This is a genomic window from Neobacillus bataviensis LMG 21833 (assembly GCF_000307875.1).
GTDB lineage: Bacteria > Bacillota > Bacilli > Bacillales > Cytobacillaceae > Neobacillus > Neobacillus bataviensis.
In genome coordinates this window covers 64,056-86,790 of the sequence record NZ_AJLS01000036.1, presented here as the reverse complement: position 1 = coordinate 86,790, position 22,735 = coordinate 64,056, and the positions used below count along the sequence as shown (strand labels likewise).

21 protein-coding genes are annotated in these 22,735 nt (G+C 38.0%); 2 read left to right on the top strand and 19 right to left on the bottom strand.

Going from position 1 to position 22,735, the window contains the following annotated elements; translation table 11 throughout:
• Nucleotides 1-8: 8 nt before the first annotated feature.
• Nucleotides 9-2,390, bottom strand: coding sequence for a polyprenyl synthetase family protein (locus BABA_RS04440; RefSeq protein WP_040345186.1), 2,382 nt, complete (start codon nucleotides 2,388-2,390; stop codon nucleotides 9-11).
• 279 nt (nucleotides 2,391-2,669) lie between these two features.
• Here BABA_RS04440 and BABA_RS04435 point away from each other — a divergent pair, with 279 nt between their 5' ends.
• On the top strand, nucleotides 2,670-3,563 hold the full coding sequence (locus BABA_RS04435) for an urea transporter (RefSeq protein WP_235749573.1): 894 nt from the start codon (nucleotides 2,670-2,672) through the stop codon (nucleotides 3,561-3,563).
• 48 nt (nucleotides 3,564-3,611) lie between these two features.
• Here BABA_RS04435 and BABA_RS04430 read toward each other — a convergent pair whose 3' ends face one another.
• The 13 genes from BABA_RS04430 to BABA_RS26350 form a co-directional block, all read right to left on the bottom strand.
• Nucleotides 3,612-3,830, bottom strand: coding sequence for a hypothetical protein (locus BABA_RS04430; RefSeq protein WP_007083936.1), 219 nt, complete (start codon nucleotides 3,828-3,830; stop codon nucleotides 3,612-3,614).
• 14 nt (nucleotides 3,831-3,844) lie between these two features.
• Nucleotides 3,845-4,669 (bottom strand): urease accessory protein UreD, encoded by an 825-nt coding sequence (locus tag BABA_RS04425; RefSeq protein ID WP_007083935.1) that lies wholly within the window; start codon nucleotides 4,667-4,669, stop codon nucleotides 3,845-3,847.
• Nucleotide 4,670: 1 nt separating this feature from the next.
• Complete coding sequence (gene ureG / locus BABA_RS04420) at nucleotides 4,671-5,282, bottom strand: urease accessory protein UreG (protein WP_007083934.1); 612 nt, start codon at nucleotides 5,280-5,282, stop codon at nucleotides 4,671-4,673.
• A gap of 25 nt (nucleotides 5,283-5,307) precedes the next feature.
• Nucleotides 5,308-5,994: an urease accessory protein UreF gene (locus BABA_RS04415; protein ID WP_040345250.1), complete on the bottom strand. Its 687-nt coding sequence runs from the start codon at nucleotides 5,992-5,994 to the stop codon at nucleotides 5,308-5,310.
• On the bottom strand, nucleotides 5,984-6,442 hold the full coding sequence (gene ureE / locus BABA_RS04410; RefSeq protein ID WP_007083932.1) for an urease accessory protein UreE: 459 nt from the start codon (nucleotides 6,440-6,442) through the stop codon (nucleotides 5,984-5,986). Before ureE ends, BABA_RS04415 begins: the two co-directional genes overlap by 11 nt.
• Before the next feature lie 10 nt (nucleotides 6,443-6,452).
• Nucleotides 6,453-8,165 carry an urease subunit alpha gene (gene ureC, locus BABA_RS04405; protein WP_007083931.1) on the bottom strand — a complete coding sequence of 571 codons (1,713 nt, stop codon included), beginning with the start codon at nucleotides 8,163-8,165 and terminating at the stop codon, nucleotides 6,453-6,455.
• Nucleotides 8,162-8,485 (bottom strand): urease subunit beta, encoded by a 324-nt coding sequence (gene ureB / locus BABA_RS04400; protein ID WP_040345247.1) that lies wholly within the window; start codon nucleotides 8,483-8,485, stop codon nucleotides 8,162-8,164. The genes ureC and ureB overlap by 4 nt, the downstream gene beginning before the upstream one ends.
• Nucleotides 8,486-8,513: 28 nt before the next feature.
• The gene (locus BABA_RS04395; RefSeq protein ID WP_007083929.1) at nucleotides 8,514-8,816 is read right to left on the bottom strand and encodes an urease subunit gamma; all 303 of its coding nucleotides are present in this window, start codon (nucleotides 8,814-8,816) and stop codon (nucleotides 8,514-8,516) included.
• A 213-nt stretch (nucleotides 8,817-9,029) separates the two neighbouring features.
• Nucleotides 9,030-9,860 carry a DUF4405 domain-containing protein gene (locus BABA_RS04390; protein WP_007083928.1) on the bottom strand — a complete coding sequence of 277 codons (831 nt, stop codon included), beginning with the start codon at nucleotides 9,858-9,860 and terminating at the stop codon, nucleotides 9,030-9,032.
• Between the two features lie 404 nt (nucleotides 9,861-10,264).
• Nucleotides 10,265-10,819: a spore coat protein gene (locus BABA_RS04385; RefSeq protein WP_007083927.1), complete on the bottom strand. Its 555-nt coding sequence runs from the start codon at nucleotides 10,817-10,819 to the stop codon at nucleotides 10,265-10,267.
• Between the two features lie 95 nt (nucleotides 10,820-10,914).
• Nucleotides 10,915-11,487 carry a YybS family protein gene (locus BABA_RS04380; RefSeq protein ID WP_007083926.1) on the bottom strand — a complete coding sequence of 191 codons (573 nt, stop codon included), beginning with the start codon at nucleotides 11,485-11,487 and terminating at the stop codon, nucleotides 10,915-10,917.
• Nucleotides 11,488-11,600: 113 nt separating this feature from the next.
• On the bottom strand, nucleotides 11,601-12,182 hold the full coding sequence (locus BABA_RS04375) for a hypothetical protein (protein ID WP_007083925.1): 582 nt from the start codon (nucleotides 12,180-12,182) through the stop codon (nucleotides 11,601-11,603).
• Between the two features lie 313 nt (nucleotides 12,183-12,495).
• Entirely contained in the window at nucleotides 12,496-12,630 is a 135-nt protein-coding gene (locus BABA_RS26350; protein WP_162829831.1) for an FbpB family small basic protein, read from the bottom strand.
• Nucleotides 12,631-13,010: 380 nt separating this feature from the next.
• Here BABA_RS26350 and BABA_RS04370 point away from each other — a divergent pair, with 380 nt between their 5' ends.
• Entirely contained in the window at nucleotides 13,011-13,709 is a 699-nt protein-coding gene (locus BABA_RS04370) for a hypothetical protein (RefSeq protein ID WP_007083923.1), read from the top strand.
• Nucleotides 13,710-13,938: 229 nt separating this feature from the next.
• Here BABA_RS04370 and BABA_RS04365 read toward each other — a convergent pair whose 3' ends face one another.
• The 5 genes from BABA_RS04365 to BABA_RS04345 form a co-directional block, all read right to left on the bottom strand.
• Nucleotides 13,939-14,496, bottom strand: a complete 558-nt coding sequence (locus tag BABA_RS04365) for a hypothetical protein (RefSeq protein ID WP_007083922.1) — start codon at nucleotides 14,494-14,496, stop codon at nucleotides 13,939-13,941.
• Nucleotides 14,497-14,775: 279 nt separating this feature from the next.
• Entirely contained in the window at nucleotides 14,776-19,239 is a 4,464-nt protein-coding gene (locus tag BABA_RS04360) for a coiled-coil domain-containing protein (RefSeq protein ID WP_007083921.1), read from the bottom strand.
• Nucleotides 19,217-19,963, bottom strand: coding sequence for a DUF6063 family protein (locus BABA_RS04355; protein WP_007083920.1), 747 nt, complete (start codon nucleotides 19,961-19,963; stop codon nucleotides 19,217-19,219). The genes BABA_RS04360 and BABA_RS04355 overlap by 23 nt, the downstream gene beginning before the upstream one ends.
• The gene (locus BABA_RS04350; RefSeq protein ID WP_235749571.1) at nucleotides 19,963-21,474 is read right to left on the bottom strand and encodes a hypothetical protein; all 1,512 of its coding nucleotides are present in this window, start codon (nucleotides 21,472-21,474) and stop codon (nucleotides 19,963-19,965) included. The genes BABA_RS04355 and BABA_RS04350 overlap by 1 nt, the downstream gene beginning before the upstream one ends.
• On the bottom strand, nucleotides 21,465-22,562 hold the full coding sequence (locus BABA_RS04345; RefSeq protein WP_007083918.1) for a Wadjet anti-phage system protein JetD domain-containing protein: 1,098 nt from the start codon (nucleotides 22,560-22,562) through the stop codon (nucleotides 21,465-21,467). Before BABA_RS04345 ends, BABA_RS04350 begins: the two co-directional genes overlap by 10 nt.
• Nucleotides 22,563-22,735: the final 173 nt, after the last annotated feature.

The following is a 22,735-nucleotide window of genomic DNA, read 5'->3' as shown; positions in this document are numbered from 1 at the left end:
TTTAGGTCTCATTTGTCCCGATTCACAAAATAATTCAATAAATGTTTCAGAAAAGTGGTACTCCGTGGTACAGCTTGCAATGCCTCCATTGCCAGACAGTAATGTTCCCACATCTCTTTTCGAGCATCCGCAACACCCAGGGTTGACACAAAAGTAGAATTTTTGTTTTCAGCATCTTGGCCAATGGGTTTCCCGAGTAGGATTAGATCACCTTCTACGTCAAGCAGGTCATCCCTAATCTGAAAGGCAATGCCGGCATGGCGGGCGAATTTCTTCAAAGCTTCCATTTCGAATTCACTTGCATTGGCAAGAATGGCGGGCATGATGAGGGAAGCTTCGAATGCTATTCCCGTTTTATAAAAGCACATACTATTTAACTCTTCGAGTGTCAGCTGTTTTCCCTTCGAATCTAAGTCCATTGCCTGTCCCTTACACATATCCGCTGTCAATTGTGCAGAATAATGGATCAAACGAAGCACCGTATTCGAATCGAACTGATTTAGTAATGCTTGTTCCTCAATCGCCTTCTGTGTCAGAAAGAGTCCTGTTAATTCCGCTATGGCTGTGTTGTATACCATATGCAGGGTTTGACGCCCTCTGCGGGTGGACGCATTATCCTGGGACGGCAGATCATCGAAAATTAACGAGGCGGTATGCATATATTCCAATGATCTCAGAAGTGGGACGATTGCAAACCGATTTAATCCATATCCGTTAACCCCCATGACCCAAGTCACGATTGGGCGCAATCGCTTTCCATCACCTTCCAAACTATAATTTGCCGCATCTATTATAGATTCATTCATTAAACTATCATTTCGGCTTTTAGGAATTTTCAAGATGTTGTTGATCTGAGTCCGTACAGATTCAACCAAATTTGAAAATTCCTCCTGCTCCTTCCGTTCATTTTTCAGATTGGTAATGACGTGATCCCGAAGCAGTTTATCAAAGAAATCGACATCATCTGCTTTTCGAACCATATTTTGGATCAGTTGATTGAAGTTTGAATTTCCTGTAGTAAATAGCTTCATCACATCGTTATATTTTTCCGTTCCCATGCGTTCTTTAAACCGTTTAAGACCATTAATGGCACGGTCCAAAATTACCTCACTGGCCTTGGTATCTGAGTGATATACGTGATGGATCAAGTGGGAGATGACCGTCCAATATAATTCAAAGGGATTGATTAGATCAGTACGTATTTCATGATATTTTATATAGTACGTATACGGGGTCACAGCATTAGCCTTCATGTCATCAAACATATCAGTAAAATCATCCGCCAGCTGGTTATAAATGCCATAATAGAATGTTCGGCTGTTAAAACCATCATCTTCAGGAGCGTTGATTACCGAACGGACAATTAAGCGGGAAGAAGAGGATTTTAATATGATTGGGATGTAAAGTTCCTCATTGGTGTAATTCGCATTGGATAACTCCTTTAAACGGTCCACTTCCTGCGAGTGATAAAACACATAGGCATCCTCAAAAAAACTCTTTCTTGTCTCCGGTCGTTGCTGAACCTTCATATACTTAAATGCCTCTTTGAGTTCCGAATGGATATCTTTAATCAGATTTGCGTTACTTCCTGACCACTTACCCAATTCCGGCACAGATCCCGTGGTTAGCGTGGCACGGATCAAATGGGAATATTGTTTCTTCTCTTTATCGGATAAGACATCTGAATCCAGAAGATCGTCAATGAAGGGATAGGTCAGACCATAAGAATATCCCAGCCTAATAGCTTCAGCAAGTTTCTGCGCACGTTCATCAGGTGATATGTCCTCGTCCATCTCTTCCATCACATGGAACACTACTCCAGCAATGATCTTGATCAGTTTTCGCTGTGCTTGGTCTGCATCCATTCCCGTTGGAATTTGGGAAGATACTGTCCTTAATTTATTTATTAGCCAGATGATTGTGGATTCAATTCCTTCCTTCTGAGCCCACCTGTACATCCCTGCCATGCCGAAGAGTTCTGTTTTTTCTCCAGGTTCAGTTGTCAGATGATTTTTCAAACTGTCAACCACACGCCGAATCCTGATCTGTGTGTCAGTTGAGTCAAGGTCTTTGCCCAAATCCCTCATATAAATATAAGAGATGCTGCGATCTAGATAGTTATCTAACTTGCCGGTATAATTCAACCATTGGATATAATTATGATATCCTTGGGAATCAGGTTTTCCCTTTCCCCGCAAAAAGAAGGATATGACCGGATGATGATGAATATGATTATGTTTCCATGATTGGAAATCTTTCGTTAGGGTAGGAATATAGGTTTTTTGTGAGACTTGCACATGAAGTGATTTAAAATAATGAGCAGCCCTCTGCTCAGCTACCCGATAGCATTCTTCAGAATTTATTTTTAGCTCCTCATTCATACAATCCATTTCCCCTACTTCATGTTCTCTTACACGTGTTTTTATACTAGCATTTTTCTATAAACCTATCAGAATATATTTATATTTTTAACGTAATGGTTTTATAACCATAAAACAAGAAAAAACAATCATACTTTTACATTCTCTTGGGAAATTTATAAAAGAGATAAGATATGAATGAATAACCACAAACGATTTAATTCCAATAGTACAATTTTAACCGGTAAGGGAGAGATTATAATTCAAAAGAATATAAGCACTTTAATTAGTAAGGATGCAATAATTTGGTTGATTGTATCTTCTTTAAAAGGAATTTCTCAAGTAATATTGATTGAAAATGCTGTCTCTGGGTTTTTCATTTTGACAGCTATTACGATTGCGTCCTATTCTTTAGGTGTCATTGCCCTATTCTCAGTTATCATCGGAACGTTAATAGGGAAAATAGGTGGGGCAGATAATACATCTGTCAGTCAGGGATTGTTTGGATATAACTCCTTGTTAACAGGAATGGCTCTTTTCTTGTTTTTAAGCGGTGATGACCGTTGGTTAATCGCCATTATCGGAGCTGCTATTACGGCATTCTTTACAGCTGCGATGATTCATTTCATGAGGAAAACAGGCATCCCCATTCTTACGTTTCCATATATTATTCTAACTTGGTTTTTGCTGTTAACCACATATAGATTAACAACTTTCAAAATAAGCCCTGAGCTTAAGCCACAATCATTATCGAATTGGACACTAGATATTAAAGGAGAGACAAACTGGCTTGATGGGGCTGTCAATGGAATCGGTCAAGTTTTCTTTCTCGATAATAATATTTCCGGGATCCTGCTATTTATTGCTCTATTTTGGGCAGGTTGGAAGATTGGACTTTACGCTTTAATAGGGAATTTTTCTGCATTATTAACGTCATATGGTCTTGGCGGTGAGTACAATTTAATTTTCATGGGACTTTACGGATATAATGCCATTTTAACCATTATTGCGGTTTCACTTGTTTTTAACGAGAACCATAAGACTGGACTCTTATTTGGAACGCTTGCTGCATGTATTACAGTTCCAATTACAGCAAGCGTTGTTACTTGGCTTTTGCCGTATGGTCTTCCGCCGCTTACTATGCCCTTTGTATTTTGCACTTGGCTATTCCTTGGGGCAAGAAAAGTTCTACCCTCCTTCTAATAAGATACAAAGAAAGCATCCACAGCCTCAGACCGTGGACGCTTTCTTTTATGATTCCAGATGTTCACTCATCATATCAAATACCTTGGTTTCAACGGCACTTAAATGCTCTTCTTCAAGATTTTGCTTTGGATGAGGGTTGTACCAATGAATTTTCCCACTATGTACCATTCCCTTATACTCATTACCTTCAATACTCAAGGAAAAATGAGATTGTTCATGCGCAGATCCTTCTTGAACTTGAAATATCTCAAAGTTATCAAACATAATCCTGCCTCCTTCTAATATTTTCTTAGCGAGCTTGGTATTATTTGAAACCATTCCCGACTAATCATTTGGTGTATTTCGGAAAAAATTTTTTCAATCATTTGAGTCGAATTTGCTAACACTCTAATCGTAAATCCCGGTACCGAAAGTAAAGATAGTCCCACTTTACATTCATAAGTACTCTTTGAAAGTGTGGAATATAGCTGATCGAGAAAGGAACTATTCGATTGCTCGCTGACCACAATCATTGATCCTAAATGGGAATATCCTTCCATGAAACCAAGTCCCCTAATATTTTGCTCCGAAGGCTGTAATTTGATATGATCAAACACCACTAGTTCATCATCCATATAGATTTCATTTAATAATTGAACCGTCGTATAACTAAACCTTTCTCCTTCCGGTGACCACCCGGGGGTAAGAATATCCGAATAAAGGAATGTTGCCGTCTGATCCATTCGTATCACGTTCTTTTGCTTGTAACGCGCATTTTGGTAGGCGATTAGCGGATCGGGAATGTACTCGAGATAACTCCCGGCCTTAAGGGAAATATCCGATTCCTGATAGGCATATTTATTTGGTGTTTTATAAACTTTTGTCGCTCCCTGAGTGGTTAAAGTCATTCTTGCATTCTCCGCTAATGAGATCTTCATTTGATAACTGTCACCATCTAAATAGCCGCCGCCCGGATTTAATAAATAATAACAGGCCTGACCGGAATTATCATGATAAATAGGGCGCATAACTTTAAATGCGCCCTGGTAATAGACTTTTTTTGCGACCGTTTTCCCTTTCCTGTCTTCAGCATCTAAATGCAGAACACCTGTCCAGTCACTCATATTAAGCCAGCCCTTTTAATAATGCATTCTGCTTTAACCAGTCGATTACGCTATCCAACCCAGTATTATCTTTTAAATTGGTAAAGGCAAATGGTTTTTCTCCGCGAAAGACCTTCGTATCCGATTCCATAACTTCCAGACTTGCACCAACATGGGGAGCTAAATCAGTTTTATTTATGATAAACAAATCGGACTTAATCATTCCCTGGCCACCTTTTCGCGGGATTTTTTCCCCCTGTGCCACATCGATAATGTAAATGGAGAAATCAACTAATTCCGGGCTGAAGGTAGCAGCAAGATTATCCCCGCCGCTTTCCACAAAAATCAGCTCAACGTCTGGATGCTTCTCTTGTAATTCATTAATTGCTGCAAAATTCATGGATGCATCCTCGCGTATGGCGGTATGCGGACAACCGCCTGTTTCCACACCAATAATTCTGTCAGCTGGAAGAACGCCATTTTGCATTAGAAACTTTGCATCCTCTTTTGTATATATATCGTTTGTTACGACTGCCATACTTATATCATCATTTAAATGTCTAGTTAGTTTTTCAACTAACATGGTTTTTCCTGCACCAACAGGTCCACCCACGCCAATTTTGATTGGTCCCATAGCTTTTACTTCCTTTCTTCTTTTTTTACGACATAAAAATCCGAATATTTACGCGTTCATGCCTCATCTGCGATAACTCAAGGCCTGGTGAAACAATGCCAAACTCCTCTTCATCCAGCTGTAGAATCGTTTCTACAGCGTTCACTAATTGAGGTTGGATATCACGAATGATTTTCTGACCAGCAGTCTGTCCCAAAGGAATTCCACGGACAGCATTTTGGACAAGACTTGACACGACAGAATATAGGTAGAACAAGATTGCCGTGGATTTAGGTACATCAAGATCATGGGCAACTATAGTAAAAACTATAGAAGGGTGTCCGAAAGATTGCTTCGCATCTATCCTTTTTCTGTAGGTAGAAAGAATCGGGATCTGAAATAAAGACTGGACGAGCTCTAGCATTCGCTCCCCCATTCTTTGGGAACCCTCTCTTGTTTCTCGAGGCAAATTTTGTACCATCAATAATCGATCTAATTTCCATACCATCTGGAAATTTTCCTCTTCTAATGCTTGATACACAAGTTTACTCGCCAGCCCATCTGTATTGACGAGCTGCTCTTCGATATACACTTTAAGCCACTCAGAAAAAGTTTCGTGATTATGTACCAGTTCCTCTTGAATATAACTCTCTAATCCAAATGAATGACTAAAGGCACCTGTTGGAAAGTTTGAATCACATAACTGGAATAATGAAAGTATTTTATGATCCATGACTGTGACCAATATGACGAAACGCCTGCTTAACTTTTCGGTCTTCCCGTATATAAGGGATTTCAAGTTCCTTCAATAATTCTTCCACAAGATAGTCAAATTGTACCATCATCACATCTTCTTCAAATTGTGCCGGGAGGTGTCTGTTGCCCAACTGATGGGCAATCGTCCCCATTTCCTTAATACTACGCGGGCAAATCACTAATAAATCATCTGCGACAACATCAATCACAATCATATTTTTTTCATCCATAAACAATACATCCCCGGCAACAAGATCACGAGGATCCTTTAAACGGATTCCAATTTCTCTACCATGATCCGTTGTAACCCTTTGAATCCGTTTAACCAGAAGATCACTTTCAAGGTACACCTTTTCAATATGACGTCGGAATATTTCTTCCTTTTCCATATTCTCTATATTCGTTTCGATTCTTTCAATTAACATATATCTCACCTCAAAATAGAAAATATCGTTGACCCATTGGCACCTTGTCGACCGGATCACATGTAATTAGCTCCCCGTTGACCCGAACCTCATAGGTTTGCGGATCTACTGACAGTTCAGGTGTTTCAGAATTAAGCTTCATATCCTTCTTCGTTAAATTCCGGATTCCATGCACTGGAAGGATTATTTTTTCTAACCCCAGCTGTTCATGAACCTTAGCTTCATAAAAAGCTTGAGAAACAAAAGTTATTGAACTTTTTTGCAAAGCTTTTCCAGTAGCCGCATACATATGACGGCTAATAACAGGCTGCGGAGTTGGAATGGATGCATTGGCATCTCCCATCATTCCATGAACAATAAATCCACTTTTTAAAACCAATTCAGGTTTCACAGCAAAAAATGCCGGTGACCAAAGGACTAAGTCCGCAATTTTCCCTACTTCAATGGAGCCAATATAATCGGCAATTCCATGCGTAATCGCTGGATTAATTGTATACTTTGCGATATATCGTTTGGCACGATTATTATCAGACAGCTTCTTGTCTCCTTCCATTGAACCTCTTTGGTGTTTCATTTTATCCGCTACCTGCCATGTTCGAATACCGACCTCACCCACACGCCCCATGGCCTGTGCATCTGAACTGGTCATACTGAAAATCCCCATATCCTGGAGGATATCCTCAGCTGCAATCGTTTCTTTTCTTATTCGTGAATCGGCAAAGGCAATATCCTCAGGTACTGAAGGATTTAAATGGTGACAAACCATAAGCATATCTAAATGTTCATCAACAGTATTAACGGTATACGGCATGGTTGGATTAGTAGAAGATGGGAGGACATTCATAAAGCTTGCTGATTTGATTAAATCTGGAGCATGTCCGCCGCCTGCCCCTTCCGTATGGTACATGTGAATAACCCGGTCTTTAATAGCAGCCATCGTATTTTCAACAAAACCTGCTTCATTTAAGGTGTCTGCATGAAGGGCAACTTGGACATCATATTTGTCCGCAACTCTCAATGAATAGTCAAGAGCTGAAGGTGTTGCCCCCCAGTCTTCATGGACTTTTAAGCCAATAGCCCCTGCCCGTATTTGCTCTGCTAACGGTTCTTCTGTAGCGGCTTGCCCTTTACCAGTTAAACCAACATTAATAGGCAATCCCTCAATCGCTTCAAGCATACGGTGCATATTCCATTCACCCGGTGTCACTGTCGTCGCCCGTGATCCCGCTGTTGGTCCTGTGCCACCACCAATTAAAGTAGTAAAACCGGCTGTAAGCGCAACTTCAACCTGTGCCGGGTTAATGAAATGGACATGCGTATCGATTCCTCCCGCAGTGACAATCATACCTTCACCGGCAATGATTTCGGTTGAAGCACCGATGACAATATCTACACCATCCATGACCAATGGATTACCGGCTTTTCCAATTGCAGCGATTTTCCCATCACGGATGGCAATATCTGCTTTGACAATCCCTGTATAATCTAAAATAACTGCATTCGTGATAACTACATCCGGGATGCCATCCCCTCTGGTTACTAGTGGATGCTGCCCCATTCCGTCACGTATAACTTTTCCGCCTCCAAAGACGACTTCTTCCCCATATGTAGTAAAATCCTTTTCAATTTGGATAAATAAATTTGTATCCGCTAAACGGATTGAGTCCCCTGTTGTGGGTCCGTACATTTGGGCATATTGTTTTCTTGTCATTTTAAAACTCACTTGCGGGGTCCTCCTTCAACAGATCCATCCGTTTTATTGTTAAATCCATACACTTTGCGCTCGCCAGCATAGCTAACTAATTCCACTTCTTTCTCATCACCCGGTTCAAAGCGCACGGCCGCACCGGCAGGGATATTTAAACGTTTTCCAAATGCCTCATCCCTATTAAATTTTAGGGACTCATTCACCTCATAGAAATGAAAGTGTGATCCAATTTGAACTGGACGATCCCCTGTATTCGTCACCTTGACCTTGTATAAATCTCTTCCCTCATTACAAATGATGGGTTCCTCTTTTAAGAACAATTGGCCTGGTTCCATTTCCATTCGTATTTCCCTCCCATACTTCCTATCGGATTGGATCGTGCACGGTCACTAGTTTTGTTCCATCCGGAAAAGTAGCCTCTACTTGTATGTCATCAACAATATCAGCAATACCTTCCATGACATCATCGCGTGTTAAGATGGTAGTGCCATATTCCATCAATTCCGCTACCGTTCTTCCATCCCGTGCACCTTCCAGCACTTCATACGTGATGAAAGCCACTGCTTCAGGATAATTTAGTTTCAAACCTCGTTCTCTTCTTCTTCTAGCAAGATCTGCTGCGACAACAATCATGAGCTTATCAATCTCACGTGGTACGAGTAACATGCTAGGCCTCCTTTAGTAAGTCACTTTTCATGTAAAAATTATCCACACCTAAATAAACTTCTCCATATTCGGTGTATTTTAAACAACTTTTGAGATATTTTAGGGAAATACCTTTTTAGAGTAAATTAGAGAAATAGGAAACGACCACTTATTTAAAAAAAATAAGTGGTCGTTGTTTTAAGTTCCATTTAACTTTTTGAAATAAAAATCTATTCATAAATGCTTAGGATGAGTAAGTTTTGCTTTTTGTTTATTCCTTAAGAATCGCCTTTCCAGAAAACAGGTAGGAATGATGATTGCCGCCCAAATCGCAAAATAGTTAAGTACAACAAGAAATGGGTTACTGCTGCCACCATGTCCATCCTTTCCATGAAATCTCCCTTCACGGAAATCTCCTTTTAGTGATTCTTGATCTGTATTCGTAATATTCCCTGTGTTCCCATTTTGAAATGATCGTCCTCCGTCAATTTGCAGCATTGGCTTAGAATTAAAAGGACCAAGATTAGAAGAAGCTGTTGCTGAATACCATTGCAAGCCACCTGCCAAAATGGCAAGTGAAAAGACAACTGATGTAATAACAGCCATTCTAAGTTTTCCTTCTTTTGATTTAAACGCCTTTTTACAAATACTCAAAACCCATTGCCAATGCACCCCAATATGAAGACCAACTAACGCAAGCGTTGCATCAGCAGTGAATCCGTGAAGTCCACGAATCGAATGACCCTCTTGAACGGCGAAACTTGGCAAAACTACCTTTGAAATTAAAATACCTGTAATAATGACGGCTGCCATCGAAATTAATAGCAGTATATTTAATAAGTAACTAAATCGGGTTTTTGGGGGTAGTTTAGCGTCAACAATCTTTTTGGTTGTATTGATCACCCATCGATAGTTCAAGCCGATGTGTACCAGAATAGCTACCCCTATTACCAGACCAGCAATTTCATGAAACGGTAATCCGTTTAAAACTCTGGGATTCATTAGCAAAACAAAAGTGATGGCCATCAACAAATCCAGGACAATTTTTGTATAATTCTTTTTCATAATTATTCCTCCGAATTCAACTATTAACATTAACTGTTTCCCATTTTATTGGGATAACCTTAAGAAAACCTTAAGTTGTTAAATTCGTTATATATTTTATCCGGTTATTTCCACTTTCCCCTTTAAGTAAATGAGTGGAGCCTGAGCACGGTGGTTACGTGACCTTTTTCCTCTTCTATTCGCATTTTCGGTCACGTAGAGCCCTGCTACGTGAACGTTTGCCTCTTCTGTTCGTATTTTCGGTCACGTAGAGCCCTGCTACATGACCGTTTGCCTCTTCTGTTCGCATTTTCGGTCACGTAGAATCACAAATCCAATCCTATAAAATAGAAAAAGCCATTCAACGGCCTTTTCTAGGTACCAAAAAAGCACTCAAAAAAATTTGAGTACTTAAGACTTTTTCATTATTGATTCACAATTGGATAAATGCTTCCCACGCTTTGAATATCTGCCGCTGGAGCAGGGGTTAATGGATAGTACCCCTTTTTCACCATATATTGCCAAATATCATAAGCATGGCGGCTGCTATTTAAAAAGGCATTTTCAAAAAATGTCCTTAAATCAGGATTAGCACTTTCCAGCGATGCGGACGCATAATTTTTGGCAGCAGATTTTTGATTTAATAAATAGCTGGTAGCAATTTCCCTGTCGTTATGCTGCTGGGCATAAAGCCTAACCTCTACTGGTGGAAAATTTGGCGCCGGCGGCTGCGTATATGAAGATAATTTTGGATGCAGCTCAGTAGGAACAAACTTTGTGATATCGGGTGTTGTATTGCTTTGTAAAAATTCCGCCTTCAAATTATAATCTGCGACATGTTTAGGAAAATGCCCCTGCAACAATTGCTTTAATTCCGGATCCTGTGCTTGTTCAATAAAGCTGGACATACAGGTAATCGTGTTGTAACAACTCATCACTAATTCACTTAATTCATGAAACTCGTGCCCTGCTAATTGCATTAACTGTTCCTCCGTTTATACCTTTTTAGACAAATCCCTACATCCTTATGATTCTGTCCAAAGCTTATGATTATCTTATCTAAAAAAATTATTCCCTAACAATTTGATATAACTTTTTCTCGAAATAATAATTTATAAACCTTTTTACTCAACCCCGTCCAAATCGAACTATAAAACAAGGAAAATAATAGGATGAGGGCTCCAATTTTGAAATCAAATGTATGGGAAACAGAAGGTCCTAAAACAGGAAATTGAAGACCGTATAATAAAATCATAATCCCCAGCGTTAATCCAATTCCCCCGGCAAGTGAAACCATCATCCAATTGTTCCACCATTTAAAAGCAGCTCCCAGTGTAATTCCAAGTAATCCAGTAGTAAACGGAAAAACAAATAGCTCACTTGGCTGCAAAATGGTCAACAATAAAATCGTAATGATATAGGACATAATACCAATTCTTAACGAAATCATCGCAGAAAGGACAATCGGAAGTGTAGCCAAGATACTAAATGCATAGCCAATCCCAACGAAAACTCCGGCTGACTGAAACAGAGCTGCAATTGCCGCTAAAACGGAGCCTAATACTAATTTTCTCGTATTCGTATACTGAACGACCCCCACCTTTTGGCTATTTATGTACGATTGATTGCGTTCTACACGATCTTTCATCCAAACCACCCCCTATAATAGGAAATGCAGGGGTCAAGTAGCCTATGATGACTTTTTCCAGGTCACACATTACTTTTATACTCTTTTTAGGTTATTTATTTGAAAATGATTAGTTATAATACATGTTTAATTCGAGAATCTTTTAAATTTATTAAATAACTTTCTTTAGCATTACCTTGGTTGTCATATATTCTTTCTTGATATGCATGTAGTGGAGATTTTTTAATAATTTGATCTAAATCTTTAAACGAAACTTTCCAAACTCCATACATGGGGTTGACCCGTATATCCGTATCAGAATACCTTGAATCAGTACTTTTCCTAAAGTATCTTACAGCTACCCAATCTACCCAAAAATAAATATCAATCTTCGGGTAATCACTTCTATATCTGTCCGCATCGTTCTTGTTAAAGGTAACTGTATATTGTGGAGTATATCCATATTTTCTAGCTGTGAAAAAGGGCGTATTTTGGGTCTTTAAATCAGATAATTCGGTAGATAAAAATTGACAGAGGTCTGGAGCATATTTATTGGTTTCCTTTTCGGGATTGATCATTAAGCCTAACTCATGACCATATTTTTCAACAAAAACGTATTCTTTTCTTACGCCATGCTCACACCATGCACCTTTATTTTGCAAATCATTATTGGTAATCAGATTTCCATTAATATCATACATTTGACCCTTAGCCATAAGAACACATCCTTTTAATATACTTAAAAACTAATCTCTTTATCCATTAAAATATTTAATACATGCACTCCAATTCACATATTTTTATCTCCTGCCACTTTTTATAATTTTGTAAAAATAAAAAAGTAACCACCCCTTATACAAACATGACATAAGGAGCGATTACTCTTGTAGGTGTATTTAGTTTTTTATAACCAGTGAAACATATAGGTAAATTATAGTAGTAAAATGTCGAATTTGCAAATTTCTATTAAAACCGAACTAACCGAATATTGGAAAACAGATTGCGCAGAAAGATGTCTTCTGTTTTGAGTTATGCCAACTTTACCAATTCATGCCGCTTTTCAATTCGCTTTTCAATTTTTTCTAGTTCTTTTTTATCTTTCAGTAATTCTTCTGTATTCTCCTTTACAAGTTCTTTGAAGGATTTTCTAATTTTTTGCATCATTACACTTCTTTCTAGTTGATATTATTATAGTACTCTTAAAATCAAATCGTGAAATCTTTTGTATTTTCATTGATATTCCAATATTCAATTAATTTCGAAGATTCAAATTCCCACGTATTCATATAACAGTACATCTTTATCAGAATATTGTCAACAGAATTGACTTTTAAAGCACTTTTGTAAAAAGTCATTTGTAATCGATGCCATATTTCGCTAGTAGATTTCCTCGTAATTAGGCAACAAATGGTAGGAACTATCACAATTCATAAGAAAGTGACGATGAAAACCCTTCATACATAAACAGGAATGTGAGAAACAATATTGAATTATATTCCTACAGGGTAATTAACCTTGTACCAAATCGGAAAGGTTGTGAGTTTATGAGACTTTCGGATGTGCAGCCTAAGAAAAACTTCAGCTACATCTTCGTTCAATTTCCAGGAATGAAAATGAATGTCCCTATGCTCTCGAGCGGTGAGGGAAAAGCGGTGAAGGAAGAAGTTGCCTTATGTGTCCAATTAAACAGTAAAGAAAAGTTTGATCAATTATACTTTATTCGTACAAAGAGTATAATACCGTTTGATTTTACAGATGAAGGAATTGGAGCAAAAGCATCTTATCGGGTCATCAAGCAAAAGGAAGCCTTTCAAAACTCACAAGCAATAGAACCCCTAGATTTCGTCACTGTTATTACGGATGAAGTAGAAATTGTTCAAAAGAAAACGAAAACTGGATATGACTTCATCTTAATGGTGGATAAACGTGAAATCGGAATAGTGGCCTCAATCGAAGTAGAAGTTTTACAAACAGAGAAGGAAGCTGTACAACGAAAAGAGAAAAAAATAGATAATGGTGCAGTTACCTCTTTTAGTAAAAAAAATAAGACTGTCCTTGGAAAAACTGCCAAAAAGAAGATACGCTCGGGAGGCAATATCTTTCAGGATCATGTAGTTATTAAGCCAATCCGAATTTCTTTGGAGGGCGTTAAAAGAAAAGTTGCAGTTTTTTCTCCTGCCGCATTAGACTTTATTGGTCCAGGTGATCAGAACCGTACCATTTTATACATGAGGGGGTGTTGATGAGATTTGTCCATAATGGACTATACAACTTCATACTAAGTAATCGAAATTAAGAGATGGAATGGTTCATCTCTTTCGATTGAATAATTTTCAAAAAAATAAGGAAAGGAATTTGGCTAAAAATTACATTCTCTATATGGAGATTAAACTTATTAGGACTTAACCCTCGTGTTAAGTCCTTTTTACTTTATACATTTATTTTCACTTATTTTGTGCATGTGGTTTATGTTCAGAGCGTTTTAATTAGCTTAATCTCACCATTTTTAGGAATTAGTTCAGTAATGTTTTCAAATTTATTGTCTTTTTTTTGATGTTCACGGTTCCCTATTTCATATTTTTTAAAAGAACAACAAAATAGCTTACGTTCAACTCTTCCCTTTTCCCCAATTAAATTGAACCATCCTTGTCCAACATAAAATGGATTCGTCAGCATTCTATCAACAATATAAGATATACCGTCATTTTCTTCCTTTGTTTCAAATTTTACTTTTGACGAAAGGGCCAATACAAAATAATTATTAAACCTATCTAATTCAAGTAATTCAAGATGGTACCTTTCAGACTGCTTTTGATTGAATTCTTTCAGAACCGTTTTGATACTTTTTTCAACATCTATATCATATTTACTAGCATCCCTCCAGTTCGACAATCGAGAATTATAAATAGACAGTGTCAAGATATAATGCGAGGCAAAATTTTTCGGATCAAATACTTCTATTCCATTTGTCTTTTCATCGACCGGTGTAACAATAAACTTTTTATAGTCCGCAAAAAAATTTTCGTTCATACCGCATACCTCTTTCATAAATAGATTGGGATGGATGAGTAAAATGGTTCCGATCCTTTATTTTCTGATTAGTGAATCAATTGTATTATATATTCATTATGAAAAATTAAAATCCTTCTTTTTCTTCTAAAAACCAACAATTTCCTTGCATTTTAATCAAAAAGTCCTATTATCATAAACAAAAAAATTGTCATAATTGAAATCAAAGGGACGGTTCTCCTGGCATTTGATTGATTTAAACTTAATCAAAAAGCCATTAGAACCGCCCCTATGGTGGAATTAATGAACGACTTCCTCTCCCTGGTAAATCCGAAAGGCTGGAACAATCGTGTCCGAAACAATTTCTTTACCTTTTTCACGGATGAAGTCCAATTTATAATAGGCGGCAAATCTTTGGCTGATTTCCGTTTTCACCAGTTCAGGAGGAGTGACGACGATGAATTGGAACTTTAGTTTTTCAGCAACTGCGAAGATCGGGTCAAGGACATGTGCCGAAGCAGCTTGTCCGAATGGGTTATCACAGACTAAAGGTACCCAGCTTTGATCTGTTTCGCTCTTAACTGATAATAACATCATCATCATCACCATTCGTGCTGATAGCTTCTGTCCACCACTTCCATCCGATTTTGTCTTTGAACCTTGATTAATAGTCCGCCAGGTTGAATAATGCTCTTTTTGCGGTTTACCGTACATAAAGGCATTATCGGTTCGCATATTATAGACAAGCAACTCAGGATATCGATTTCTTAGTGATACAAACAAAATTTGCTCATCACTAATGAGTTGTTTTATTTCTTGGTCTAATGCTTGATTATGATTATCAATCATATCAAATTGTTTAGTAATTTTGTTAATGGCAGATACAAAATGCTGCCTAAGCAGTGGTTCGATATCTTCAGCCTTTTTTGGTAAGATATCTTCCTTGAGCTGGACGAGCGGAAAGGATCCTCGTTCATTTTTCAGTTTCATTTTCGCAATCATGGAACGAATCGCCTCTGAAATGCTCATGACTTTCATGCTGGCACGGCTGGCCCAGAAATTTTGAGCCTTTTCCGCCCTTTCTTTGTCGCGTTCTAATTGTTCCAATCCACTTTGTGAAAAACGCTTCATATTTTTAACAATGCTTTGAATATGTGTATAATGCCTTGTATCCATATGGTCTAGTGTTGTTATTACTTCATTTTTAAACCGAATCTCCCAATCTTTGCCTTCAATCGTGAGCTTTAAATTTCTTAATGATTGATCGATTTTCGCATGCTTTTCTTGGCCTTCCTCCTGATTAGCTTGATGTTCTTCACTCCAGGATAAGATACATGTTTTTCCCTGACTCTTAATTTTTTCTATATCATCATTCGTGAATGCTGCCGCTTCCTCCTTAAGAATAACGGATAAGGTTAACAAATCTCCTTCGAAGACCGCTATATTCGTTTCTGTTTCTTTATGCCGTTTCTCGGCCTGCTTTACCTCCTCATTCGTTATTTTCATTTGATCCTTAATTTCTACAGCCTTAACTTCTAAGTCAAGGTCTTCCCATTCTTCAGGCAGTTTCTCATGCTTTGCTATCTTTTTTCCCGACTTGTCACGCTGTTCGTTCGCATGCTTTAAGGTGGTTTCTGCTACTGTTACAGCAGTTCCTTGTTCCCGTTCTTCTTTTTCCGCTGTCTTTGCTTCCCTCTGTGCGGTTTGCAGCATATTTTCTAATATACCGATGGGTTCATCTGGTTCTGGAGCTTGATTCCAATCCTGATCATAAGTAGCAAGCTTTTTCTCTAGCTTCTTTTGCTGCTTTTGTTCGGATTCTTTTGTCGCTTGAATAACGAGTAATTCCCTAGCCTGCTCTTCCTTTGATTTTTGAAGCAGTTTAAGCTCTTCAATACTTCCGTTTATCTCTTGTAATAAATGTAGTGAAAGATGTGAAGTCTCTTCACAATGGTCTGCTTTATTATCAGTAGGAAAAACCGCTTCTTTAATAAAGAAGGAGATCTCCTTTATATTTTGTTCGGTTGTAAGCTTCCATTCTACATACGTTTGATTCCACTGGTTTTGCAGTTCAACTGTACTTTGGTGTTCTATTCCTATTTCTTGCTGCTCTGAATCAAAAGTTTCCCTTTGTTTCTCTTTCTCCAGTTTCACCCGTTTGTTTTCTTGATGAAGCGTTTTTTCTTGAATAAAGTCTTCTAATGTTTCCACATTGCTTGTAAGCTTTTCAACTTTACTTTTCGTCTTTTCCAGCTGTTCTTTTAGCTGCAGCTCTGTTTCTTTCTCTTTTTCTATTTGTGTTTTGACTTCCTGTAATTTGGTTTGCAGAGAAAAAAGAACGTTTTGTTCCTGAGAGAAAGCTTTTTCGATATCACTAGAAAGCTCACTTGATAAAAAACGGTCGAGTTCTTTTAGAATATGACGTAAGGAGGTTTCCGTTTTTTCAATTTCTATAAGAGTATCTTTTTTTTCTTCTATTTGCTTAGCAATCTTTATTTTCCAACTGGTGAATTGATTTTTATCACTTAAAAGCTCTTTCTCGGTTCCGTTAATAATCACAAAGGATGACTGGTGTTTTTGGCTGTTCATTTCCTCACGCAAGAAAATCGGAACAGGACTTTTATACATTCTTCCTGTAAGAACCTGTTGATTAATCTTTTGCCATTGCTGCCCGTTTACAACCAAACCGTATGGAAGAAGCGGATCGGTCATAAGGGAGTTCACCATTTCCTCTGTACTTAATGATTGGAGAAATTGAGTTCCATAAAACACATCAATCCCCGTCTTTTCATCGATCCATTCCTTTAATTCTTTCACATCTTTATTTGCAATCCAGAAGGGCTCATTGTTTAAGGAATGGTCGAGTTGTGTTTCCCAAAGTTCTTTTTTAATCTGTTCAGCTTGTTGACGATTATTGCCCATTATTTCTTCTATTTGTATCGCATACTTTGATAAGGAAGAGTGAGTAAACGGCGCTGTAACATCATCTAGTAAACCAAGAAGCTTATCTAATAGTTTTGCTTCTTTTTGCTTTTGCACATCATTTGCTGCCTTTAATTCTTCACATTTTTCTTCTGAAAACTGAATTGATTGAACGTGCGTACCATGTGAATTGGCAAGTTGATTTTGCTTTTCAATGGATTCTTTGTCTTTTGCTTGCAACTCTACTAACCTAGCTTCTTTGTCTTCAATTTGTTTTAAAAAACTCTCGGTTAAACCCTTTAAATCATAGGTTAAGCGGTCGCCAAATTCTTGGATGAGTGCTGCTTCCTTAGACTCAAACGTATGCATTTGCGTATAAAGAAAATCAATTTCGGAACTAAGCTTAGCAATGTCTTTTGTCATTTTTTTATCCTGCTGCGACAGCTCTATTGCTTTTTTATTTAAAAACTTTTGATATCCTAAATACTGTTTTATACCTTCTTTTATCGATAAAAGGGCATGCTCCCATTGCTTTCTTGCTTCTAGTTTAATTTCATCCATTCTTTGATTCACTTGCTCTAAGCCGCTATTTTGTTCTAATGTCGCAATCTGCTGTGAAAGAGAGCGAATACTTTGTTCGTTTTCACTCCACTCTTTTACTAATAACTGAAAGGCAAGCTGTTCTTTTCGTTCCTGTTTCTCTTTAACAATCGCTTGTAAAGAAGTATGTTTTTCCCTTTCTGCCACTAATTTCTTATCCCAATTCATGACCTCTCTGTGAGCATTTGCAAACTCTAAATTATCCTTTTGATACCGTAAATCTGCTTGCCTTATAGTTAATTTTTCCATGTCTTTCTCTATAGTAAGCAGTGTTTCCTCTTCCGATTGCTTCAAATGCTCTAAAGCGCCAAGCAGTTGTCTCCCTGCCTGTATACTTGCAAGAGCAATTTCTTTATGCTTTACTCCTTTAGATAGGTGCTCTTCAAATGGGAGAATGTCTTCTAAAAACTCTTTATGGGCTTGTTCTCTTTTTAAGAGAACGGGCAGATCCTTCGCGATACTTGCCTGGCTCTTGAAAATTTCAACAAGATCATTCTTTTGATGTTCAGTTCGCTGCAAGACTTGACTGACAGTAGGAATGATTCGTTTTTGGAACAGCGAATGATCATCCTCAGCTCCTTCAAAATATTTCCCCACGCCGCCTTCGTCCTTGTTAATGTCCTTCATAATATCCCAGTCCTTACGGTTAATTCCATATGTATCAAGGATGCGATAGTGCTTCTTCGTATCTCGGTAAACGTCAAATCCATTCCATTTTAAATAGTCCTTCAAACTTTCCGTTTCAGCAACCTCATCATTTTCAAAGAGTGGGATATGCTCAAGTGCTGCCTCTTCTTTCCGCTCAAATTCTCTTGTATAAAATGTAATGTTAGGGAGGATCTTAGCTTCCTGTTCCAGTGTTTTACTTTCATTACCACTTTCATCACTCATGGAAATCCGCTGTTCGGCCGAGAACATTCCTCCGGTTATCAGATGCCTGCTATCGGCACCGTCCAATTCCCACTGAATAAGAACATGGAAGGTATAGGGAATAAATTGCTCTTTATTATTAAAGAAAAACTGCTGATAATACCGATTGTTCTGTTTTCCCCACGAAGTTCCAGGTTTAAGTATTTGGAAAATGGTCTGAAGGAACACACCTTTCCCGCCACCGTTCATCATCGCAATGAGACCATTTGTTGATGTCTCATCATTATGGAAATTAAACGTGGTATCTTTATATTGCTTTTGCATGCCATCATACTTCAGGCCGACAATTCTAATGCGATGGATTTTCGGCATGCTGATCCTCCTCTGTTGTCATTAATTTTTTCAAAACTTCATAACGATCATAATCGTGATACAAGTATTCAATACGCTCAAATAGCTCTTGTTTTGGAATCACCTTGGGAATATCGTCGCGATCAAGAATGACGATTAGCCCCTCTGTGTCTAACAAACGCATAGCACCGGCAATTAAACCGATTCTCGTTCGTCTATTGCCTTTTTTTAACCCATAATCGTCCGTGTCAACCTCCATGTATTTCCATGTGGTTACCACATCCTTCATATCAATTCGTTCTTCGTCTCCGAAGGTCGGTTTTGCTTTAAGAATGCTATCCCATTTTAGTATGAGGTCGTTCACTTGCCGCTCTAATGCGTAGTAGCTAATCCCTTCCCGCTTCGTACGGATTTTTGCAGCCTGGTTGCGATCGATGGCTGCTAAAAAGGACATTATGACAACACTAATCAGATGGAAGTGTTTTTTCGTTTCCACTTGCCGATGCTTTTCTTTCAAATGGGTAAAATTGGTAGCGAACACGGAGCCAGTTGGCTGGACCACTAAGTGGATGCGTTTAGGCGATTCAATGATATATGTACCTGATTCGTCTGCTAATAAAAGAACCGTCTGTCTTACTTCCGGATCAAAATAAGTCTGGAAGTGTTCACTATTTTCGTCGATTACTTTATTTTTTAATAGTGTAAAATAGACAGCAGATGCTTTTTTTATGTTTTCGGCATTCATCATTTCTCCTCCTGTACACAGATTTTAAAAGGGGTCATTTTCATTTGATACCAATGATGCGGCTCCGCACGATGATCAAACATGGTAAAAATCTTCAAGCCTTCAAACAGTTCGAATTGTGGATATTCCTTCATTAGTTTATAAAGAAGAATTTCCCTTTCATCGCTTAATGTTTCTTCCTTCCGATGCAGAACTTGAACCATTAGCGGCTTTTTATCGAACATCATCCACAAATCAATTGTTTCAGATTCCTCAAACCATAAATCCTGCACTTCTAATGGCATTGACTTTAAATCCGTTAACGAAAACTCTTTATTTGTTTGTAAAAATTGAAATACATAACTCCATGCCTTAATAACAGAATTCCAGTTCGTCACGTGCTGACGAGTAATGCTTTCTTCAGCCTCTTCTTCAATAACAGCTTCCGTTAATGGTTTTTCATCGAATTCTTGTTCACCCCAAATCCAATCTAGCGGCAAAATAAATTCATTCTTCGGTGAAAATAAAGGAGAAAGGACTCTTTCTATATCCGTAAAATGATGAACGCCTTCCTTCATAAACCAATTTTCATAAATATGCTCGCGAAATGAAACCAAGCTATTTTCCCAAAACAAGGAGGGGTTTTCCGCTTTTAATTTCATCTCATAGGAAATATTTTGAATGACTAGCTTCGCAAAACGATCATGCAACTGCCTTGTATGGCCAATTTTTTCTTGGAGAAGAATCAATTCTTTCTGAATATAATCATCTTCTTCGTTCCTTCGTTTCGTCTTATCTATCATACTAGTAATGGTACGGAAGTGATTTTTTTCCTCTTCAAATTGCTTTTCAATTTCAACACGATTGTCTGCCCTTTGCCATTCCTCTTCAATCAATAAGATTTTAGGATTGTTGATCATTTCCTTTTGAAAGGTGAATTCATTTGCCATTAAGCGGTTTACTCGTGAAATGAGGTGATCAAGGTTTCGTGTAGCTTTTCTAAAATTACCGTTTTTAATCAGCTGCATACTGTAGAGTTGTTCAATCGTAATCGAGAATTCCTCAGCCATTTCCCTGCTCATAAAAATCATTTCCTGAGACACATCTGTGAGTTTATAAACAATGGATCCGCCGATTTCTAAATTCGTATATAATTCATCCATTGTGACATAGCGAAAGACCTGAGTCTCCCAGGATTGTCTTATTTCATCGTAATATAGGGCTTCAAACGGTTTACTATACTCCTCTTTCCCCTGATATAAAAGCCCGCTTGTCATCCGTTCAATTTGCTTATCGTCTGCTAAAAGTTTCATTTGTTTAACTGAGTCTTCTACCATATATTTGATATCTGATTTGCGTCTACTATCATCATCATTTAATTCTCTATAAAAAATGCTAAGGAGTACTTGCATGAGAATGGTTTGAATATGTGGCTTCAGCTCACCAACTTCCATTCCCCTCCCAAGCTCAAACAGTGGATTTAATCGTTGCACTCGCTTGCCAAAGCCTTCCCATGATTCGTTCACTGCCATCTCCTCCATGTTTCTATTGTTAAAACCTCTTGAGGGATCCGCTTATTTTCCTGCCATAATTGCATTAATAGGGCTTGCTCATCTTCCGTAAACCATTGAAAGAATGCATCACGAAGTTTAAGAGTTGATAGTTGACCTTGTTTCTGGTTATTCTTTTGTTCTAGGCATTCAAGCATTTTGCAATAAATTTTTAAGGCAGGCTGAATACAGCATTCCGGGTATTTTTCGATCAACCGAATGAGAATCCCGTATCCTGCGGCATCCAAATCACCTGCATAATAGAAAAGGTAGGGCTTCAGTGGAAACATTCGAAAGAAAAAGGAAAAGCTCCTTTCAATTTTTGTCCCTTCACCATAAATAATCAGTTCAGGTTCATAGTCAAGTTTATTTGCTTCTACTAACTTAATGGAAGTATGGAAGAAAGATAGATTCTCGACAATTAATACCCTTTGAATATCTTTTATTTCTTTCCCTTGTTTTATCCAAAATACAAAGGGCTCCCCGTAATTCACCATTTTTAGCTGCTCTTCTGATACTCCAATTCTACACAAAAATCCTTTTCCCTCAGGAAAGCTATCAGTGTCTAGTAAGAATTTTTCATGGCCAAATAGCTCCAGACTTCTTTCTTCGACTGACACCATTTTCCGTTCCTGACTGGACTTTAAAAAAGCATATACATTCTGGATTCGCTCCCATTCTTCCTTCGTTTGCCATTCGGGATGCCGTTCATAAAAGGAAAAATCAAATTGATTACCTAATTTCATCATCTCAAGACGATCCCATTTGTTTGCCTTCTCTTTTATATTTACCCAGTAATATAGGGGCAGCGCTGGTGTTCTACCATTATATTGATTATTTTGAACAGGGATCAGTTGTCCCTCAGCCTGCAATGTTTCAATGGCACGATAAAACAATGAATAACCGTCCATTTCAAAATAATCCTCCAAAAGCTTACGCAACTGAATTTCTAAATCATTACTATTTATTTTCTTTTTTTTGTTAGGGTGTTGAATATCAGCTATAAAACCCCTCACCCGTGTTTCAATGATGTCGATTGAACTCACCTGCTTACATACTCTTATTGTCATTTTGGACATCCTTATATTATAAACTAGTTCAGGTATTGAAGGTAAATGATATTTTTTCAAAATAATAATAGACTGCAAATGAATCAAAACGATCGCCACAGAAGTTTGAAATTGCACTAAAATAAACAAAAAACCGCACAAGCGAAAAAATCACTGTGCAGATTTAAAATTTA